Genomic DNA, 17,990 nt, shown 5'->3' with positions numbered 1-17,990 from the left:
GCGAGATAAGGTCCAGATCGATGGAAACGCCCACCAATGCGCTTATCAACGCGCCCAAGCTAGCGGACCGCGCCTACAACATCCGCCGCAATGCGCTGCGCATGGGCGAAGTCCAGGGGCAGGGTTATATCGCGCAGGCGCTCGACATCTCCGATGTTCTCGCCGTGGCCTATTTCCACGCCATGCGTTACCGGCCTGAAGACCCGTCATGGGAGGGCCGGGACCGCTTTCTGCTCTCCAACGGACATTATGCCATCGCACTCTACGCAGCTTTGATCGAGGCGGGAATTGTCCCGGAGGAAGAACTCGAAACCTATGGCAGCGACGAGAGCCGCCTGCCGATGTCGGGCATGGCCTCCTACACGCCCGGAATGGAAATGTCGGGCGGATCGCTCGGACTTGGGCTGAGCATTGCCGTCGGCATGAGCCTAGGACTCAAGCGCAAGAGATCCGAGGCACAGGTATACACGTTGTTTTCCGATGGCGAACTCGACGAAGGCTCCGTCTGGGAAGCGATCCAGTCGGCAGGCCACTACAAGCTCGACAATCTGATCGGCATCGTCGACGTCAACAATCAGCAGGCGGATGGTCCTTCCACGCAGGTTATGGCCTTCGAGCCGCTGGTCGACAAGCTTCAGGCCTTCGGCTGGTTCGTGCAGCGGATCGACGGCAACGATCTCGATGCCGTACTTACCGCGTTCGACGCCGCCAAGTCCCATCCCGAGCCCAAGCCGAGGATGATCGTCGCCGACACTCTGACCTTTCCTGGAGCAGCGCGAGAAGAATCATTTCATCCGCGTCGAGCAGCACGAATGGCAGCTCGCGCTTGCCGCGCTGGAAGCTGGGAGGCAGGCATGAGGACCATCAGATCAGCACCGCAGCCGCGCAAGCCGCGCCTGACCACCTCCGCCATGATCGCATCGATCGCTTCTGAAAGACAGAAGACGAAACCGGCGCCCTTTGGACATGCGCTCGTCGAGCTCGCCCGCAGCCGCCCTGAGGTTGTCGGCATGACGGCCGATCTGGGCAAATACACCGATCTGCACATCTTCGCGAAGGAATTTCCGGACCGTTATTATCAGATGGGCATGGCCGAGCAGCTTCTGTTCGGCGCTGCGTCGGGCCTTGCCGCCGAAGGCTTCATGCCGTTCGCGACCACTTACGCCGTGTTCGCATCGCGACGGGCTTACGACTTCATACACCAGACGATCGCGGAGGAAGACCGCAACGTGAAGATCGTCTGCGCGCTGCCGGGGCTGACCTCGGGCTATGGCCCGAGCCATCAGGCCGCAGAAGATGTCGCCCTGTTTCGCGCGATGCCGAATATGACGGTCATCGATCCCTGCGATGCTCACGAAATCGAGCAGCTGGTGCCCGCCATCGCGGCCCATCATGGGCCTGTCTACCCCGCCTGCTGCGCGGCCAGGTGCCGCTCGTGCTGGACGAATATGATTACAAATTCGAGCTCGGCAGGGCCAAGCTGATTCGTGACGGGAAGGACGCCCTGGTCATCTCATCCGGCATCATGACCATGCGTGCGCTCGAGGCGGCGCAAACCTTGAAGGGCGACAGCATCGACACTGCGGTGCTGCATGTTCCAACCATCAAGCCGCTCGACACTGAGACGATCTTGCGTGAAGCCGGCAAATCGGGCCGTCTTGTCGTCGTTGCCGAGAACCACACGTCGATTGGCGGCCTTGGCGAGGCAATTGCCGCGGTTCTAATGCGTTCAGGCGTTCATCCGCGTTTCCGCCAGATCGCATTGCCGGACGAATTTCTTGACGCTGGCGCACTTCCGACACTGCACGACCGCTACGGGATTTCTACCGCAGAGGTCGCAAGGCAGATCAAGCAGTGGCTTGCACCGGCGCTAAGCGCCAATCCAGCCAAGTCCTTGTGAGGAGCTACACCCGTCGCATGTTGCGGCGGCGAGCGATGACTCTTGCCTACATGCCGGCGGTCGAGAGCGGGGAACCAAGAGACGCGAAAGCTGCACGCCAGCGCAGGCTGATGCTGTCGGCACCAACGTCAATGCAGGATCAGGAGGAAACATGATTGTCTCGAAGCCCGGAAGGATGAGCCGCCGTACGCTATTGATGGCAGCCACGGCCGTACCTCTCTGCGGGATTCTTACTCGTCCGGCTTCCGCAGCCGAGTTCGTTTACAAGTTTGCGACCGGGCAGGATCCGACCCACCCCGTGAATATCCGGGCCCAAGAGGCGATCGACCGATCCGCGAAGCGACGAGCGCGGGCTGGCGATCAGGCTGTTTCCGGCCAATCAGCTCGGCTCCGACACCGAACTCCTGACCAGGTACGCAGCGGCGTGAGTTCTTCAACCAACCGTCCTCGATCCTTGCCACCCTGGTGCCGAGCGCGGGCATGCACCGTCTTCGCATTCGCCGATTACGACAGCGTGTGGAAGGCGATGGACGGCAAACTCGGCACCTAAGGAATTCCGGTCATTGCCCGTCACGACGACATGCTTCCCTTTGCGAGCTTTATTGTCCCGAGGATGCGCTTTGGGTCTCCCCTTTCGCGGATGAGAACCAGCCCGTCGTCGTCAAGACACTCAAGCGGACCGCGGCGATCGGCAGCTATCGCCGAGCTGTCGGCTGGACCCATGAGACGCGGGGTCGGCGCGGCATCGACAGGAGCTATCTACTTTTTGGTCAATGAGTTGGGCTGCCGCCGCGCCCTGCCCACTTAAGATGCATGCGTTCGCGGGCTTCGCGGCGACGCTGGCGCCGTTCGCGTCGGCGCTTCGCTCGCTCTGCCGGCAGCGGCAAGGATGGCACTGGTGGCCCGGCCGTTTCGACTGGCACCTTCTCGACCGGCTCGTGTTCGGTCCGGCGCGCCTCCATGGATTCGAGCACGGCTCGTCCCTTCACAGTAATCCTCCAGCCGCCGTTTTGACGCTCGACGAGGCCGTCCGAAAAAATGTCGAGCTCGGGTACGCGCGTTGCCATCCGCTTGGTGCGCTCGGCCCATTCCGGGCCGCTGGTCGCCAGGATGGCCATGTCGCGCTTGAGGTCCGCCATCACGGCGAATCCATCCGGATAACTCACCAGGATCTTCAAGACCGTGACCTGGAAATTCACTGCGCACCTCGCCTGATCAACGCCACATCCTCGGCGCTTGTGTCAGGGCTTTCCGGCCAATCTGCCGCAGCTCGTCCGGTGTCGTTTCGCCGGTCTTTGCGGTTTCGAGGATCTTGCAGGCCACATGGGTGCGAGCGCCCGTCTCGTCGCGGGCTAGCTTTTCGCAGACCTCGTCAAGTACCGCTCGCAATAGAGCGGTTGTAGCTTGTTCAAACATGGGTGCGCCCCTTGGAAAGCCCGATCCTACCGCAAGTCTTTCCATTTTGGGATTCACGAATGTGAACTAATGAACTCTGCCGCACTGCACACGACCTGCGCCTGCGCCCCTCCTGAAATCCTGCTCGAAACTGCGCCTCTCAAATCGGCCAGGCCGAGTTGCGGCTCACCTGCCCCTCACCGTGGGGCGAGGACAACGATACTCCGAGAAGCCGAACCGGCTTTGGAGCAGGCATCTCGTTTTGAAGCAGCGCGATCGAGAAGTGTTCGAGCTCGCTGTGGTTCGACTTCGCGATCGGCATGGACCTGCTGCGCGTGATGATGCCAAAATCGTTGACTTGAGCCTTCAGCGTGACTTTCCGGGCCCGCGCGGTCCTTGTCCTCCCAGTGCCGCCAGACCTTCTCGATCAGCGGGCCCAACTCGGTGGCCATTGCGTCGAAAGCGCTAAAGATCGGTTGAGGACGTATTCTCCGCACCAACCGACTTCCGGATCCGGTTCGCGCGGACCTCGCGGTGATCGATGCCCCTCGATATCCGGTAGTATTACGCGCCGGCCTTGCCGAAATTGGCTTGCAGAGTCGAGCGACTGATTGCGGAGGTCGAGGCAGTGTACCGCCCGATAGCATTCATCTTGGCGCAAGTCGCCGGACCGATGCCGTGGGATTTGCTGACAGGGAGTGCCTCCACGAAGCCGGGGCTCATCTCCGGCGTGATGACGTACTGGCCGTTTGCCGCGCCAGGCTTTCTGCAGATACGCGCCGGCCGCGGAAACTCGCGTCCGAGGGGGCGCGCTAGCTCGCCCTGGTCAGTGCTCTGGAGCGGGACATCGCTGACGGTCGGCTGTCCGATGGCGACTGCCTTCCGCCGCACCTTGAACTGGCACGAGAGCTCGGCCTGTCCGTCGGCACCGTCAGCAAAGCCTATCAGAAGGCCGAACAACGCGGTATCAGCGGACATGTCGGGCAGGGCACCTTCGTCCGGCGTCATTCGCCGCGCAGGCCGAGGTGGCCACGGCATGACATGAACCGGTCAATTTATCGCTGAGCGTGCCCGGCCACGGAAGCGAAACGCAGGTCCTGTCCGCGTTGTTTGGCGAGGTGGTGCGCGAACCTGATCTTGCACTGTTGTTGGGCTACCATCCTCACGCTGGCCTTTCCCAGGAACGTGAAATCATCGCAGCCTCGCTCTCTGACAACGCCTTTACGGTCGCGCCGGCACAGCTGATTCTGTGCAACGACGCCCAGCACGCGATCGATGTCGCCCTGCGCTTCGTGGCAAAACCCGGCGACAGTGTCTTGGTGGGTGCTTTCACTTATCCCTGCTTCAAAGCCATCGCCGCGCCAGCCACCTTAATTTGGTGCCCGTGGACATGGATGAGGACCGAATCGACCCTGAGGCGCTGAAAAAGCCTGCCGGGCGTCCCGAGCGCGAGTGCTCTATTGCCTGCCGACGTTGCAGAGCCCCACGGCTCGCACGCTGAGTCTTGACCGCGGGGGCGCATCGGTGAATTCGCCGAGGAGCTCGATCTCGCCATCATAGAGGATGACGTTTACCGCTTTTTCTTCCCCGAGCGTCCTGTGCCGATCGCCTCATTGGTGCCGGCCCTCTCCTTCTAAATCACGTCCTACTCCAAATACCTTGCGCCAGCCTTCAGGCTCGGGACAGTGACAGTCCCGCCGGCCTACATCGCTCAAACTCAGCTCCTCCTGCACGCCTGTGCCTGGTTTGCTGCTCAGGTGTTAGGCGAGACTGTGGTGCGGTTGATTGAGAGCGGAAAGCTGGAAGAACTTCTGCGTGAGCGGCGGCGTCAGGCGCACGAACGTTACGGGGTGCTCCTAGACTTTTCCCAATGCCGCAAACTTCAGTTCTCAGCCTTCTACGGATAGTTGCAGTTGCCGCAAGAGTGGTCCGCAGATCGGTTTACGGGCCGCTGCGCCAGGACGAGGCATACTTGTCCCCCCGCATCGCCTCAGCGGTGGGAAAGGGGGATCCTGGCGCCATTCGCATCTGTTTTGGCGCCCCCAGCGATCCTAAAGAACTGTCCGATATATTTCAGATACTTCGGGACATTATGGCTCGCCGGCCAGTAAACGTCGCTTCTCACGCGTAGGTGTCCGTCTTCGTTTCGGTACGCGTGGCGAATCCCTTCGCACGACAGCCCCTTTTCTTGGCTGCGACGATAGATCGGCTGCCATCAAGCCGGTGCTGCCGAACTAAAGAAGATCACCGATGGAAATTCTCGGCCAGGTCTCGGTCTGCCGAGCGGCTTTAATCTTCGCCGACCAAGCGTCGATGAGACTGTCGAGGACCAATCGTCCGTTGCCACGAGTATCCGGCCATTTCATCGTTGGTGTTCCCAGTGGCAGCGAGATCACCCCATGCGCCGCCGATAGCAGGGCGGTCGCGAGGCGCTCCGTCAGCCTTGGCGTCGCCTCCACCCCTAATTCGGAAAGATACTCCGCCATCGAGGTCACAAATAGCCCGTAGCCCTTTCGTGCGATCTCAGTTTCACCGAAATAAACCCCGTCGGGAAAACGCCTGTCCTCGACTGTGCCGGCCATCGAATAGAGCGATCGAAAATGATCGGGGTTGTTCACCCAATACTCGATATAGGCCTCCATGACACGCCGCAGCCGGACCTCACCGCTGGAATGAAGCGCGCGGACTTGGTCGAGCCGATCCGCCATTTCCTCGAGATTCCTCTCCTTCACTGCCAGCAGCAGCAGGATCTTGGTCGGAAAGTATTTGAGAACCGTACCCTTCGAGTAACCGAGCGCATCGGCGATCTTCTGGATCGAAACGGTTTCGAGTGTGCCGCTCGCGAACTCCTTTCGCGCTGTTTCCAGGATTCGAGCCTGCAACGCGCGCTTGTCAGCTTCTTGGCGTGCGCGCTTCTGAAAGCGTCGCATCCCCTTGGAGTTTCCTGATCTCTCGGCCGACATCCAATCTCCGCCCGGTCTGTCCTGGTCTGTCCCGCAGCTACATGGCTGTTATCACGAGCAAAAAACGCCACTCCATTCCTAGCTTGCCATCTTCTGCAATAAATGACTATAGTCAATTAAGTAGAAGCGACCAAACGGAGGCAAACAGTGGCAACTTCGGCACGCGAGTATGCCTGCAGCGATTTCGATCCGTTCGACTGGGACACTCGCATCGACCCCTATCCGGCCTATTCCGAGCTTCGTGCGAAGGCACCCGTCGTCCGGCTCGAGAAATACGGCGTCTTCGCCGTGCCGCGCTTTGCCGAGATCAAGGCGGTCTTTGCTGACCATGTGAACTTCAGCAATGCCGGTGGTGCTGGCATCATCAATTATTTCAAGGAGAAGCCGTGGCGGCCGCCGAGCATCGTCCTCGAAGCTGACCCACCGCTACATACACGCACCCGAAAGGTGCTGGCGCGGATCATGTCGCCGGGTGCGATGCGGGGCCTTGAGAACAGCTTCAAGGCCAAGGCCGCCGCGCTGATCGATGAACTGATCGAAAAGCGATCGTTCGACGCAGTCCGCGATCTTGCCGAAATATTTCCGGTGACCGTGTTCCCGGAAGCCCTGGGCATCGACAATGAGGGCCGCGAAAATTTCCTGACCTACGGCGCAATGGTGTTTGCCGGCATGGGGCCGGAGAACGATTATTTTCGAACTCTGATGGCCAAGGCACCTGAGGTTTTGCCTTGGGTTGCCGCGAAATGCCAACGGGACGCCTTGGCTCCCGGCAGTTTTGGCGCGCAGGTCTACGAGGCGGCCGATAGCGGCGAAATTACCCATGACGAAGCGCCTCTGCTCGTCCGGTCCTTTCTTTCGGCGGGACTGGATACGACTATCAGTGCAACAGGCATGGCCCTCTTTAGTTTAGTCCGTCATCCGGAGCAGTGGGCCATTCTGGCCGCCAATCCTTCGCTGGCGCGCGGCGCGTTCGATGAGAGCCTGCGCTATGATTCCGCCGCACCTTACGTCTTTCGGACCACACCGCATGAAACCGAGATCGCAGGGGTGCCGATCGGTAAGCACGAGAAAGTATTGCTGCTGATTGGTTCTGCAAATCGCGACGAAACGCGGTGGGAGCAGCCCGACCAGTTCGACATCACCCGGCGCGTCTCGGGCCATATCGGCTTCGGCACCGGGATCCATGGCTGCGTGGGGCAAATGGTCGCGCGGCTCGAAGGCGAAGCCGTTCTGGCCGCCTTGGCGGCGAGCGTCGCATCAATCGAGATAACGGGCGAGCCGGTATACCGCGACAGCAGTGGATTGCGGGCCCTCAGCTCACTGCCGGTACGCGTTACGACGAAATAGCGCCAGCCCGGGCTCTTTGCGGCGGCTGTCATTGCCCGCCAGGACGGCTGGCGGACCTGCTTCCTTTGCGAGCTTATTGCCCGAAAGGTGTTGTCGTGCAAGCGCCGCTGCTTCTTCGACGTAGTTGCTATAGTTCAGCACGCCTTTCGCATGGAAGTTCGTTGAGCCGAGAAGGGATCTTGTTCTTGAAAAGGAGCTCCCAAGGGCCCGAAGGAATCAACGATCGCCTTGATAACGTTTGCATCGAGAATCAACGCGGGCCCTCTATCAGCCTTGCGAAATACGCCATCGTCATCGTGGCGAACCCCAGGCAGGTCACCAGATCAATGCCGGCGGCGAGCAGCGCATCGCGCTGCAAGTCCGTGCTCTCGCCGTCGGAGTCCGACGACACGCATGTAGCCAACCAACATAGGCGGATACGCATCGGAAATAGGTTTCCGTATTGCAGCGCGTGGCGGCAGAGTTTTCCGCATATTTTTTGCGCCACCAAGCGTTTAGTTTAGGACGCTACTACAAGATTCGGTAGTTGGCTAAAGCCACTTTGAGGCCCTAGGTTCCGGCCGCCGTCCCCGCCGATCATCATCATCGACGAACAGAAGCGAACGCAAGCGCACGTGAAGCCCGCACCGTCTGCCGGTCACCTTCCGCCCTTCCATCGCGTAGAGACTGAAGTGTCACCATGTCCGAACAACCCTTGCCGACGCTGCCGATGTGGCGCGTCGATCACATCGAGCCTTCGCCCAAGATGTTGGCGCTACGCGCCAACGGTCCGATCCACCGCGTGCGCTTCCCGTCCGGGCACGAAGGCTGGTGGGTGACAGGCTACGACGAGGCCAAGGCGGTGCTGTCCGACGCGGCGTTCCGGCCCGCGGGAATGCCGCCGGCGGCATTCACCCCGGATTCGGTAATTCTCGGTTCGCCGGGGTGGCTGGTCTCGCACGAGGGGGGCGAGCATGCCCGGTTGCGCACGATCGTGGCGCCAGCCTTCAACGACCGCAGGGTGAAGCTGCTCGCGCAGCAGGTCGAGGCGATCGCCGCGCAGTTGTTCGAGACGCTGGCGGCCCAGCCCCGGCCCGCCGACCTGCGGCGCCACCTCTCCTTTCCGCTTCCGGCCATGGTCATCAGCGCGCTGATGGGCGTGCTCTACGAGGATCACGCGTTTTTCGCCGGGCTCTCCGACGAGGTAATGACGCACCAGCATGAAAGCGGCCCGCGCAGCGCGTCGCGCCTGGCCTGGGAAGAACTGCGCGCCTACATTCGCGGAAAGATGCGGGACAAGCGCCAGGATCCGGGCGACAACCTGCTGACGGATTTGCTCGCGGCGGTCGACCAGGGCAAGGCGACCGAGGCAGAGGCGATCGGCCTGGCCGCGGGCATGCTGGTGGCGGGGCACGAGAGCACCGTCGCGCAGATCGAATTCGGCCTGCTGGCCATGTTCCGCCATCCGCAACAGCGCGAACGCCTGGTCGGCGATCCATCCCTGGTGGACACGGCGGTGGAGGAAATCCTGCGCATGTACCCGGTGGGCGTGGGCTGGGACGGCATCATGCGCTATCCGAGGACCGACGTGACCATCGCGGGCGTGCATATTCCCGCGGAGAGCAAGGTGCTGGTCGGACTGCCGGCGACCTCGTTCGATCCGCGCCATTTCGACGATCCGGAAATCTTCGATATCGGGCGCGACGAAAATCCGCACCTAGCGTTCTCCTACGGTCCGCACTACTGCCTCGGCATGGCGCTGGCCAGGCTGGAACTCAAAGTGGTGTTCGGTTCGATCTTCCAGCGCTTTCCCGCGCTGCGCCTGGCCGTGGCGCCCGAAGAACTGAAGTTGCGCAAGGAGATCATCACTGGCGGGTTCGAAGAGTTGCCGGTGCTCTGGTGATGCGCGGACGCCCCCGGGAATCGCGATCTTCTCCGCAATTTGCCGGCGCGCCTGGCGCGCGCCGTTCAGATCAGCCAGCCAACAGTTAAGCAAGATGGACGTGCAAGAAACCACAGCAGCATGCCGGGATGCCTTCGCCCAACTGGCTTCGCCAGCGTGCATCGATGACCCGTATCCGTTCCTGCGATGGTTGCGCGAGCACGATCCGGTGCATCGCGCGGCGTCGGGCCTCTTTCTGTTGAGCCGCCACGCCGACATCTACTGGGCGCTCAAGGCCACGGGGGATGCGTTTCGGGGACCGGCGCCCGGCGAACTGGCGCGCTATTCCCCGCGCGCGGCGACCAGCCTGTCGCTCAATCTGCTGGCGTCCACGCTGGCGATGAAGGACCCACCGACGCATACGCGTCTGCGCCGGCTGATCTCGCGCGATTTCACCATGCGCCAGATCGACGACCTGCGGCCGAGCATCGCGCGCATCGTCGCAGCGCGCCTGGACGGCATGGCGCCCGCGCTGGAGCGCGGGGAGGCGGTGGACCTGCATCGGGAATTCGCGCTGGCCTTGCCCATGCTAATCTTCGCCGAACTGTTCGGCATGCCCCAACACGACATGTTCGGGCTCGCCGCCGGCATCGGCGCCATTCTGGAAGGCCTAAGCCCGCACGCCAGCGATCCCCAGGTCGCCACGGCGGACGCGGCCAGCGCCAGCGTGCAGACCTACTTCGGCGACCTTATAGAGCGCAAGCGCACCGATCCCCGCCACGACATCGTGTCGATGCTGGTCGGCGCACACGAGCACGATGCCGACACGCTGTCGGATGCGGAGTTGATCAGCATGCTGTGGGGCATGCTGCTGGGCGGCTTCGCCACCACTGCCGCGACCATCGACCATGCGGTCCTGGCGATGCTGGCGTATCCCGAACAGCGGCACTGGCTGCAGGGAGACGCCGCGGGGGTGAAGGCATTCGTCGAAGAAGTCCTGCGCTGCGACGCGCCCGCCATGTTCAGCTCCATTCCGCGTATCGCCCAGCGCGACATCGAACTAGGCGGCGTGGTGATCCCGAAGAACGCGGACGTGCGGGTGCTGATCGCGGCCGGCAATCGCGACCCGGACGCCTTCGCCGACCCCGACCGCTTCGATCCCGCGCGGTTCTACGGCACCAGTCCTGGCATGTCGACCGACGGGAAGATCATGCTGAGCTTCGGCCACGGCATCCACTTCTGCCTCGGTGCGCAACTGGCCCGGGTGCAGTTGGCCGAGAGCCTGCCGCGGATCCAGGCGCGCTTCCCCACGCTGGCATTGGCCGAGCAGCCCACCCGGGAGCCCTCCGCGTTCCTTAGGACATTCCGCGCGCTGCCGGTGCGGCTGCATGAGCACGGTGGCTGAGATGCGCGTCGTGGTCGACCAGGATCTGTGCGGAACCACCGGGCAGTGCGTGCTGACGCTGCCGGGCACCTTTCGCCAGCGCGAACCGGACGGCGTGGCCGAAGTGTGCGTGGCGACGGTCCCGCAGGTGCTGCACGCCGCCGTGCGGCTCGCGGCCAGCCAGTGCCCGGTCGCCGCCATTCGGGTCATCGAAAGCGACGCTGGCGATGACGAGCGCGCCAGCGCCGACCCCGCGCCTTCTCCGGCGAGGCCGAGCGGCAGGCCGCGAAAGACCAACGCAATCCACGAGGACACGATCGGACGGTTTGAAGGCAAGGTGGCCGTGGTGACCGGCGCCGGCGCCGGCATCGGCAAGGCATGCGCCCTAGCCATCGCGCGCGAGGGCGGCAGAGTGGTGGTGGCCGACATTGATGGCTCGGCGGCCATCGCCTGCACCGCGCAGATCGCGGCCGAAGCGGGCCACGCGCTGGCGCTGGCGATGGACATCGCCGATGCGCGGGCGGTGGCAGCGCTGTTCGAGACGGCGGAGCGGCACTTCGGTGGGGTCGACCTGCTGGTGAACAACGCGAGCGCCATGCATCTGACCCCGCGCGACCGAGCGATCCTCGACCTGGACCTGGCGGTCTGGGATCAGACCATGGCGACCAATCTGCGCGGTAGCCTGCTCTGCTGCCGGCAGGCCATCCCACGGATGATCGCCCGCGGCGGCGGCGCCATTGTCAACATGTCGTCATGCCAGGGGCTCAGCGGTGACACCGCGCAGACGTCCTACGCCGCGTCGAAGGCGGCGATGAACATGCTGTCGGCCTCGCTCGCCACCCAGTACGGTCATGCGCAGATCCGCTGCAACGCGGTTGCGCCGGGTCTCATCATGACCGAGCGTCTCCTCGCCAAGCTGGACGAGGGCATGCAACGGCATCTGCGCCGGCACCAGCTCCTGCCGCGCGTCGGCCGTCCCGAGGACGTGGCCGCGCTGGTGGCGTTCCTGCTTTCCGAGGATGCTGCGTTCATCACCGGCCAGGTCGTGTGCATTGACGGCGGCATGCTGGCGCATGTGCCGACGTACGCCGACGGTGGCAACAGCCGCGCCGCGCGGCCTGCCGGCAACACCGCCGAAGCGGCTGCGGCGCCGCGCTGCTGATGGACATGCTGCTCAACCCGCTGGCGCGTCGGCACCGGCTGCGGTACGACATCCCGATCGTGCCCGGCGCTTTCCCCCTGGTCGGGCATCTTCCCGCCATCGTCTGCGACCTGCCGCGCCTGCTGCGGCGCGCGGAACGGATGCTGGGCAGCCACTTCTGGCTGGATTTCGGCCCTGCCGGACACCTGATGACCTGCGTGGATCCGGACGCGTTCGCGCTGCTCCGGCACAAGGACGTGTCCTCGGTGCTGATCGAAGAGATCGCGCCCGAATTACTTGGCGGAACGTTGGTCGCCCAGGACGGCGGCGCGCACCGGCAGGCGCGCGATGCGATCAAGGCGGCGTTCCTGCCCAAAGGGCTGACTCAGGCCGGCATCGGCAACCTGTTCGCGCCCGTCATCTGGGCGCGGGTGCAGGCGTGGCGTGACCGCGGCGACGTAACCATCCTGCGCGAAACCGGCGACCTGATGCTCAAGCTCATCTTCAGCCTCATGGGTATCCCCGCGCAGGACTTGCCAGGATGGCATCGCAAGTACCGGCAACTGTTGCAGTTGATCGTCGCGCCCCCGGTCGACCTGCCCGGGCTGCCCTTGCGGCGCGGCCGCGCCGCCCGCGACTGGATCGACGCGCAGTTGCGCCAGTTCGTCCGCGACGCGCGCGCACATGCCGCGCGCACCGGGTTGATCAACGACATGGTGAGCGCCTTCGATCGCAGCGACGAGGCGCTCTCCGATGACGTCCTGGTCGCCAATATCCGCTTGCTGCTGCTTGCCGGTCACGACACCACCGCCTCGACGATGGCCTGGATGGTGATCGAGCTGGCGCGGCAGCCTGTGCTGTGGGACGTCCTGGTCGAGGAGGCGCAACGCGTGGGCGCGGTGCCGACCCGGCACGCGGACCTGGCGCAGTGTCCGGTCGCCGAGGCCCTGTTCCGCGAGACGCTGCGCGTGCATCCGACGACCACGCTCCTGCCGCGGCGGGCGCTGCAGGAATTGCAACTCGGCCAACGGCGCATTCCCGCGGGCACCCATCTGTGCATACCGCTGCTGCATTTCTCGACCTCGGCGCTGCTGCACGAGGCGCCTGATCAGTTCCGCCTGGCGCGGTGGCTGCAACGCACGGAGCCGATCCGGCCGGTGGACATGCTGCAGTTCGGTACCGGCCCACACGTCTGCATCGGCTACCACTTGGTGTGGCTCGAACTGGTGCAGTTCTGCATCGCTTTGGCGCTGACCATGCACAAGGCCGGGGTGCGGCCGCGGTTGTTGAGCAGCGCCGAAAAAGGCCGGCGTTATTACCCGACCGCGCATCCGTCCATGAAAATCCGCATCGGATTCTCATGAGCTGGCATCGCTTGCGCCTGTGTGGCGAGGCAGCGACGCCGGCAACACCGCGGCGGCCCGCTCTGGCCGTCTCCTGTCAGGTACAAGGACATGAACAGCATGCAGACCGGTTCCACGCTACACGACGACCGAACTGGCGTTTCCGCGCTCGGCGGATTGGGCGCGCAGGCGCGCGGCGCTTCCGGCAGGCTGATGCCTGAGATCTGGATGCAGGATGGCGCAAAAGGGGTCGAACAAGCGCTCGCGCGTCGTCTCTGCGTCGAAGACAAGGGTGAGACCGAGCTGATCGCGGCAATGCGCTACGCCACCTTGCATGGCGGGAAGCGCACCCGCGCCTTGCTCTGTCTGGCTGCCGGCACACTGGCCGACACGCCGGCGCACATGCTCGACGACGTCGGCGCCGCGATCGAGATGATGCACGCCTGTACCCTGGTCCACGACGACCTGCCCGCGATGGACAACGACGTGCTTCGCCGCGGCCTTCCGACCGTGCATGTCAAGTTCGGCGAAGCCACCGCGATCCTGGTCGGCGACGCGCTGCAGGCGCACGCCTTCCTGACCCTGGCGAGCCTGGATGCGCCGGGCGACAATCCTATCGCGCTCGTGCGCGAACTGGCGCGGGCGGTGTCCGCCGAGGGTGCCGCAGGCGGGCAGGCCATCGATCTGTCGCTGGTCGGAAAGCACGTCGAGCTGGACAGGATCGTCGCGATGCACCGGATGAAGAGCGGAGCGCTAGTGCGCGCGTCCGTTCGCATGGGCGCGCTATGCGCCATCGCGGAGGATGCCGCGCACGCTGCGCTGTACTGTGCGCTCGATCGCTACAGCGCCTGTTTCGGCCTGGCGTTGCAGGTGGTCGATGACATTCTCGATGCGACAGCGGATACCGCGACGCTCGGCAAGACCGCCGGCAAGGACGCGGCGGCGCAGAAGCCGACCTGCGCGTCGATCATGGGGTTGCAGGCTGCGCGCCAGTTCGCGCTCGATCTACTACGCGACGCCGGAGAGGCCATCGTCCCGCTGGGGCCGCGTGCGGAACGGTTGGGGCAGATGCTGCAGCGGGCCAACGCGCACCTGTTCAAGCACGCGCCATGCGCATGAGCGCGCCCGTGCGCATGAAGTCGCCCCTGTGCCGCTGCGATCGGCCGGCGGTAGCGGTGCATGCTGCACCGTGTCCGAGTCCGCGGCGCCGATCGCAGCGGTTGCCCTGCACGGCCGCGGCGCGCTGCGGCCAAGCCTATGCGGCGGACCGGCGCCAGCGTCGGTGGCGCGTCGCCCCGCCAGAGCAGTGCGGCCGTCCGGCGCTGCCCATCGGCCGGGCCGCGACGGGCCTGCGGCGACGTGTGCGGCGTCTGCCCGATCCTGGTTCTGGTCAACCGTCTGCAGAAGGAACATCCCGCGTGAACGCGCAGTCCGAACAGATCCTTTCCGAATTGCGCCACCTGCTGAGCGAGATGAGCGACGGCGGCAGCGTCGGTCCGTCCGTCTACGACACGGCGCGAGCTCTGCAATTCCACGGCAACGTCACCGGTCGGCAGGACGCCTACGCGTGGCTCATCTCGCAGCAACAGGCCGATGGCGGATGGGGAAGCGCGGACTTCCCGCTGTTCCGTCATGCGCCCACGTGGGCGGCGTTGCTGGCATTGCAACGTGCCGATCCTCTTCCCGGCGCTGCCGACGCGGTCCAGGCTGCAACCCGGTTCCTCGAACGCCAGCCCGATCCCTACGCGCATGCGGTGCCGGAAGACGCGCCGATCGGCGCGGAGCTGATCTTGCCGCAATTTTGCGGCGAGGCCGCATCCTTGCTGGGCGGCGTGGCGTTTCCGCGCCACCCGGCGCTGTTGCCGTTGCGGCAAGCGTGCCTGGTCAAGCTGGCGGCGGTGGCGACGTTGCCGAGCGGCCATCCGTTGCTGCACTCCTGGGAAGCCTGGGGGACCTCGCCGACCACCGCATGCCCGGACGATGACGGCAGCATCGGCATCAGTCCGGCGGCCACCGCCGCGTGGCGTGCGCACGTCCTGACACAGGGGAGCACGCCGCAGGTCGGGCGCGCGGACGCGTATCTGAAGGCGGCATCGAAGGCGACGCGCAGCGGCATCGAAGGTGTCGTTCCCAACGTCTGGCCGATCAACGTGTTCGAACCATGCTGGTCGCTGTACACCCTGCATCTGGCCGGGTTGTTCGCGCATCCCGCGCTCACTGAGGTGATGCGCGTGATCGTCGCGCAGCTCGATGCCCGCCTTAGCGTGCGCGGTCTCGGCCCGGCCTTGCACTTCGCGGCCGATGCGGATGACACCGCCATTGCGTTGTGTGTCCTGCGCCTTGCAGGCCGCGACCCGGCGGTCGATGCGTTGCGCCAATTCGAAAGCGGCGAGCTGTTTGTCACCTTCCCCGGCGAGCGCAATGCCTCGATGTCGACCAACGTCCATGCCCTGCATGCGTTGCGACTGTTTGGAAAGCCTACCGCCGCCGCCAGCGCCTATGTCGAAGCCAATCGCAACCCGGACGGTGTATGGGACAACGAAAAATGGCACGTTTCATGGCTGTATCCCACCGCGCATGCCATCGCTGCGCTGGCGCAAGGCAACTCCCAGTGGCGCGACGAGCGCGCGCTGGCGGGGCTACTGCAGGCGCAGCGCGACGACGGCGGCTGGGGCGCCGGTCGCGCGTCCACATTCGAGGAAACCGCCTATGCGCTGTTCGCGTTGCACGTGATGGACGGGAACGAAGAGCCGACAGGGCGCCGGCGCATCGCGCAGGCGGTGGCGCGTGCGCTGGAGTGGATGCTCGCCCGCCATGCGGCGCATCCATTGCCGCAGACGCCGCTGTGGATCGGCAAAGAACTATATTGCCCCACGCGGGTCGTGCGCGTGGCTGAACTCGCCGGGTTGTGGCTGGCACTTCATTGGGGGCGGCGCGCCCTGGCCAAGGGAGCAGGAGCGGCGCCATGATCCAGACCCAACGCGCGCTGCAGCAGGTGCTGGAGTGGGGGCATTCCCTGACCGGGTTCGCCGATGAGCATGCCGTGGAAGCAGTCAGGGGCGGCCAGTACATCCTGCAGCGCATCCATCCGAGCCTGCGCGACGCCAGCGCCCGCACCGGCCGCGATCCGCACGACGAAACGCTGATCGTGGCGTTCTATCGCGAACTGGCGCTGCTGTTCTGGCTCGACGATTGCAACGACGTTGGCCTGATCGCGCCGGAGCAGCTCGCCGCTGTGGAGCAGGCGCTGGGGCAGGGCGTGCCGTGCGCGCTCCCCGGATTCGAGGGCTGCGCTGTGCTGCGCACCTCTCTGGCCGCACTCGCCTACGATCATCGCGACTATGCTCAGCTTCTCGACGATACCCGGCGCTACTGCGCAGCGCTGCGCGACGGACCCGCGCAGGCGGCAGGGGCGGAACGCTGGTCCTACGCCGAGTACCTGCACAATGGCGTCGATTCGATCGCCTACGCGAATGTGTTCTGTTGCCTGTCATTGCTGTGGGGGTTGGACATGGCGACCTTGCGCGAGCGTCCGGCATTTCGCCAGGTCCTGCGGCTCATCTCCGCGATAGGGCGTCTGCAGAACGATCTGCATGGACGCGACAAGGACAGGACGGCGGGCGAGGCCGACAACGCGGCGATCCTGCTGCTGCAGCGCTATCCGGCTATGCCTGTGATGGAGTTCCTCAAGGACGAGCTGGCCGGCCATACGCGCATGCTGCACCGCCTGATGGCGGAAGAATGCTTTCCCGCGCCGTGGGGAGCGTTGATCGAGGCCATGGCCGACATCTGCGCGCAGTACTATCAGACCTCGACCAGCCGCTATCGCAGCGACGCCGCGGGGGCAGGCCAGCGTGCGCCGGGCTGAACGCGCGGGAGGCGGAGGCGAGCGCCCGCTCCCCTCGGTCAGATCGGACGCAACGCCGTCGCCCGATGGAGCGAGCATGAGCGACACCGCCATGAGCCCGTGCAAGGACGACTATCTGGACGTCGTGCTGGATCGGCGAACGGCACCGGCCCCGATCGCCGACGGCTGGAAGTATATAGGTTTCGAACACTGCGCATGCGACTTGGACCTGACGCAGATCGAGCGCTGCGCCTGGCTGGTGGGCAAGATCATGGCGCGAAGCGGCGTCCATAGCGATCACCGAGAAACCCGGTACGCAACGATCCCAGATCATGCCTACGAAGGTCGCGGAGATGAACACCGCATTCTGGGCGAGGGTCCAAACCTGGTCTTCGGCATCACGCTCAGCACGGTACCGGCAATGTAGATGAAAAACATTCCGATGCCGATCAGCAGCATGAGGCGGCCATGGAATGGCCCGACCAGCAGTCGATCAAGACGAGTGCCTGCGTTCACGGATTCGAGTTTGACGCTCTCCCTTGATGCGGACCGCCTTCTTCGAACGTCTGCCGCTTGTCTTCTGTTAGGGTCTGTACCTAATTAACTGCTTCTGATTCGCTCTTGCCAAGTTGATTCGGCATGGGGGCTTCGATGCGCAAAGGACTGTTCTGGCTCAACGACAAGCAGTGGGCTCAGATAGACCGCAGCTGCCAATGAACCAGACCGCGCCGGCGCGCGAGGGGATGTCCCGGGTTCTGTTGAATTTCTGAAGAGGTCGGCGTTGCCCACCTTGAGCCGGTAGGCTCGGG

At 64.3% G+C, this 17,990-nt stretch carries 15 protein-coding genes and 6 pseudogenes; 15 read left to right on the top strand and 6 right to left on the bottom strand.

Features of this window, described 5'->3' with window-relative positions; genetic code table 11:
- Nucleotides 1–20: 20 nt before the first annotated feature.
- The 3 pseudogenes from AC0L2F_RS32290 to AC0L2F_RS32280 form a co-directional block, all read left to right on the top strand.
- A pseudogene (locus AC0L2F_RS32290) lies at nt 21–858 on the top strand (transketolase).
- Nucleotides 855–1,900, top strand: a pseudogene (locus AC0L2F_RS32285) (transketolase family protein). The pseudogenes AC0L2F_RS32290 and AC0L2F_RS32285 overlap by 4 nt, the downstream one beginning before the upstream one ends.
- A gap of 151 nt (nt 1,901–2,051) precedes the next feature.
- Nucleotides 2,052–2,444 (top strand): annotated as a pseudogene (locus AC0L2F_RS32280) (TRAP transporter substrate-binding protein); the annotation flags it as partial.
- 226 nt (nt 2,445–2,670) lie between these two features.
- Here the strand turns inward: AC0L2F_RS32280 and AC0L2F_RS32275 are convergent.
- From AC0L2F_RS32275 to AC0L2F_RS32265, 3 genes are all read right to left on the bottom strand, one after another.
- Nucleotides 2,671–3,099 (bottom strand): hypothetical protein, encoded by a 429-nt coding sequence (locus tag AC0L2F_RS32275; protein ID WP_007600175.1) that lies wholly within the window; start codon nt 3,097–3,099, stop codon nt 2,671–2,673.
- A 16-nt stretch (nt 3,100–3,115) separates the two neighbouring features.
- The gene (locus AC0L2F_RS32270) at nt 3,116–3,316 is read right to left on the bottom strand and encodes a hypothetical protein (RefSeq protein ID WP_317245100.1); all 201 of its coding nucleotides are present in this window, start codon (nt 3,314–3,316) and stop codon (nt 3,116–3,118) included.
- 139 nt (nt 3,317–3,455) lie between these two features.
- Entirely contained in the window at nt 3,456–3,635 is a 180-nt protein-coding gene (locus AC0L2F_RS32265; RefSeq protein WP_438744287.1) for a hypothetical protein, read from the bottom strand.
- A 482-nt stretch (nt 3,636–4,117) separates the two neighbouring features.
- Here AC0L2F_RS32265 and AC0L2F_RS32260 point away from each other — a divergent pair, with 482 nt between their 5' ends.
- Both AC0L2F_RS32260 and AC0L2F_RS32255 read left to right on the top strand, forming a co-directional pair.
- Nucleotides 4,118–4,360, top strand: coding sequence for a GntR family transcriptional regulator (locus tag AC0L2F_RS32260; RefSeq protein ID WP_473251166.1), 243 nt, complete (start codon nt 4,118–4,120; stop codon nt 4,358–4,360).
- A gap of 56 nt (nt 4,361–4,416) precedes the next feature.
- Nucleotides 4,417–4,719, top strand: a complete 303-nt coding sequence (locus tag AC0L2F_RS32255) for an aminotransferase class I/II-fold pyridoxal phosphate-dependent enzyme (RefSeq protein ID WP_473251150.1) — start codon at nt 4,417–4,419, stop codon at nt 4,717–4,719.
- 810 nt (nt 4,720–5,529) lie between these two features.
- Here AC0L2F_RS32255 and AC0L2F_RS32250 read toward each other — a convergent pair.
- On the bottom strand, nt 5,530–6,258 hold the full coding sequence (locus AC0L2F_RS32250; RefSeq protein ID WP_007600176.1) for a TetR/AcrR family transcriptional regulator: 729 nt from the start codon (nt 6,256–6,258) through the stop codon (nt 5,530–5,532).
- 147 nt (nt 6,259–6,405) lie between these two features.
- Here AC0L2F_RS32250 and AC0L2F_RS32245 point away from each other — a divergent pair, with 147 nt between their 5' ends.
- Nucleotides 6,406–7,605: a cytochrome P450 gene (locus AC0L2F_RS32245; RefSeq protein ID WP_473251149.1), complete on the top strand. Its 1,200-nt coding sequence runs from the start codon at nt 6,406–6,408 to the stop codon at nt 7,603–7,605.
- 250 nt (nt 7,606–7,855) lie between these two features.
- On the opposite strand, the gene AC0L2F_RS32240 is transcribed toward AC0L2F_RS32245, so the two are convergent.
- Nucleotides 7,856–7,996 (bottom strand): hypothetical protein, encoded by a 141-nt coding sequence (locus tag AC0L2F_RS32240; RefSeq protein WP_231189001.1) that lies wholly within the window; start codon nt 7,994–7,996, stop codon nt 7,856–7,858.
- A gap of 288 nt (nt 7,997–8,284) precedes the next feature.
- On the opposite strand from AC0L2F_RS32240, the gene AC0L2F_RS32235 reads away from it, so the two are divergent.
- The 9 genes and pseudogenes from AC0L2F_RS32235 to AC0L2F_RS32195 all read left to right on the top strand — a co-directional run.
- Nucleotides 8,285–9,487, top strand: coding sequence for a cytochrome P450 (locus AC0L2F_RS32235; RefSeq protein WP_473251148.1), 1,203 nt, complete (start codon nt 8,285–8,287; stop codon nt 9,485–9,487).
- A gap of 94 nt (nt 9,488–9,581) precedes the next feature.
- Nucleotides 9,582–10,871, top strand: coding sequence for a cytochrome P450 (locus AC0L2F_RS32230; RefSeq protein ID WP_473251147.1), 1,290 nt, complete (start codon nt 9,582–9,584; stop codon nt 10,869–10,871).
- 1 nt (nt 10,872) lies between these two features.
- Nucleotides 10,873–11,180: pseudogene (locus tag AC0L2F_RS32225) on the top strand (ferredoxin).
- The gene (locus AC0L2F_RS32220; RefSeq protein WP_035995472.1) at nt 11,167–12,012 is read left to right on the top strand and encodes an SDR family oxidoreductase; all 846 of its coding nucleotides are present in this window, start codon (nt 11,167–11,169) and stop codon (nt 12,010–12,012) included. The pseudogene AC0L2F_RS32225 and the gene AC0L2F_RS32220 overlap by 14 nt, the downstream one beginning before the upstream one ends.
- On the top strand, nt 12,012–13,355 hold the full coding sequence (locus tag AC0L2F_RS32215) for a cytochrome P450 (RefSeq protein ID WP_473251146.1): 1,344 nt from the start codon (nt 12,012–12,014) through the stop codon (nt 13,353–13,355). The genes AC0L2F_RS32220 and AC0L2F_RS32215 overlap by 1 nt, the downstream gene beginning before the upstream one ends.
- Before the next feature lie 99 nt (nt 13,356–13,454).
- Entirely contained in the window at nt 13,455–14,453 is a 999-nt protein-coding gene (locus AC0L2F_RS32210) for a polyprenyl synthetase family protein (RefSeq protein WP_473251165.1), read from the top strand.
- A 299-nt stretch (nt 14,454–14,752) separates the two neighbouring features.
- Entirely contained in the window at nt 14,753–16,303 is a 1,551-nt protein-coding gene (locus AC0L2F_RS32205) for a hypothetical protein (protein ID WP_473251145.1), read from the top strand.
- On the top strand, nt 16,300–17,202 hold the full coding sequence (locus AC0L2F_RS32200) for a terpene synthase family protein (protein ID WP_473251144.1): 903 nt from the start codon (nt 16,300–16,302) through the stop codon (nt 17,200–17,202). Before AC0L2F_RS32205 ends, AC0L2F_RS32200 begins: the two co-directional genes overlap by 4 nt.
- Nucleotides 17,189–17,455: pseudogene (locus AC0L2F_RS32195) on the top strand (type 2 isopentenyl-diphosphate Delta-isomerase); the annotation flags it as partial. The gene AC0L2F_RS32200 and the pseudogene AC0L2F_RS32195, both read left to right, overlap by 14 nt.
- A gap of 4 nt (nt 17,456–17,459) precedes the next feature.
- Here AC0L2F_RS32195 and AC0L2F_RS32190 read toward each other — a convergent pair.
- A pseudogene (locus tag AC0L2F_RS32190) lies at nt 17,460–17,697 on the bottom strand (MFS transporter); the annotation flags it as partial.
- Nucleotides 17,698–17,990: the final 293 nt, after the last annotated feature.

The organism is Bradyrhizobium sp. Ken64 (genome assembly GCF_055807555.1).
This window is presented reverse-complemented; position numbering and strand designations above follow the sequence as displayed.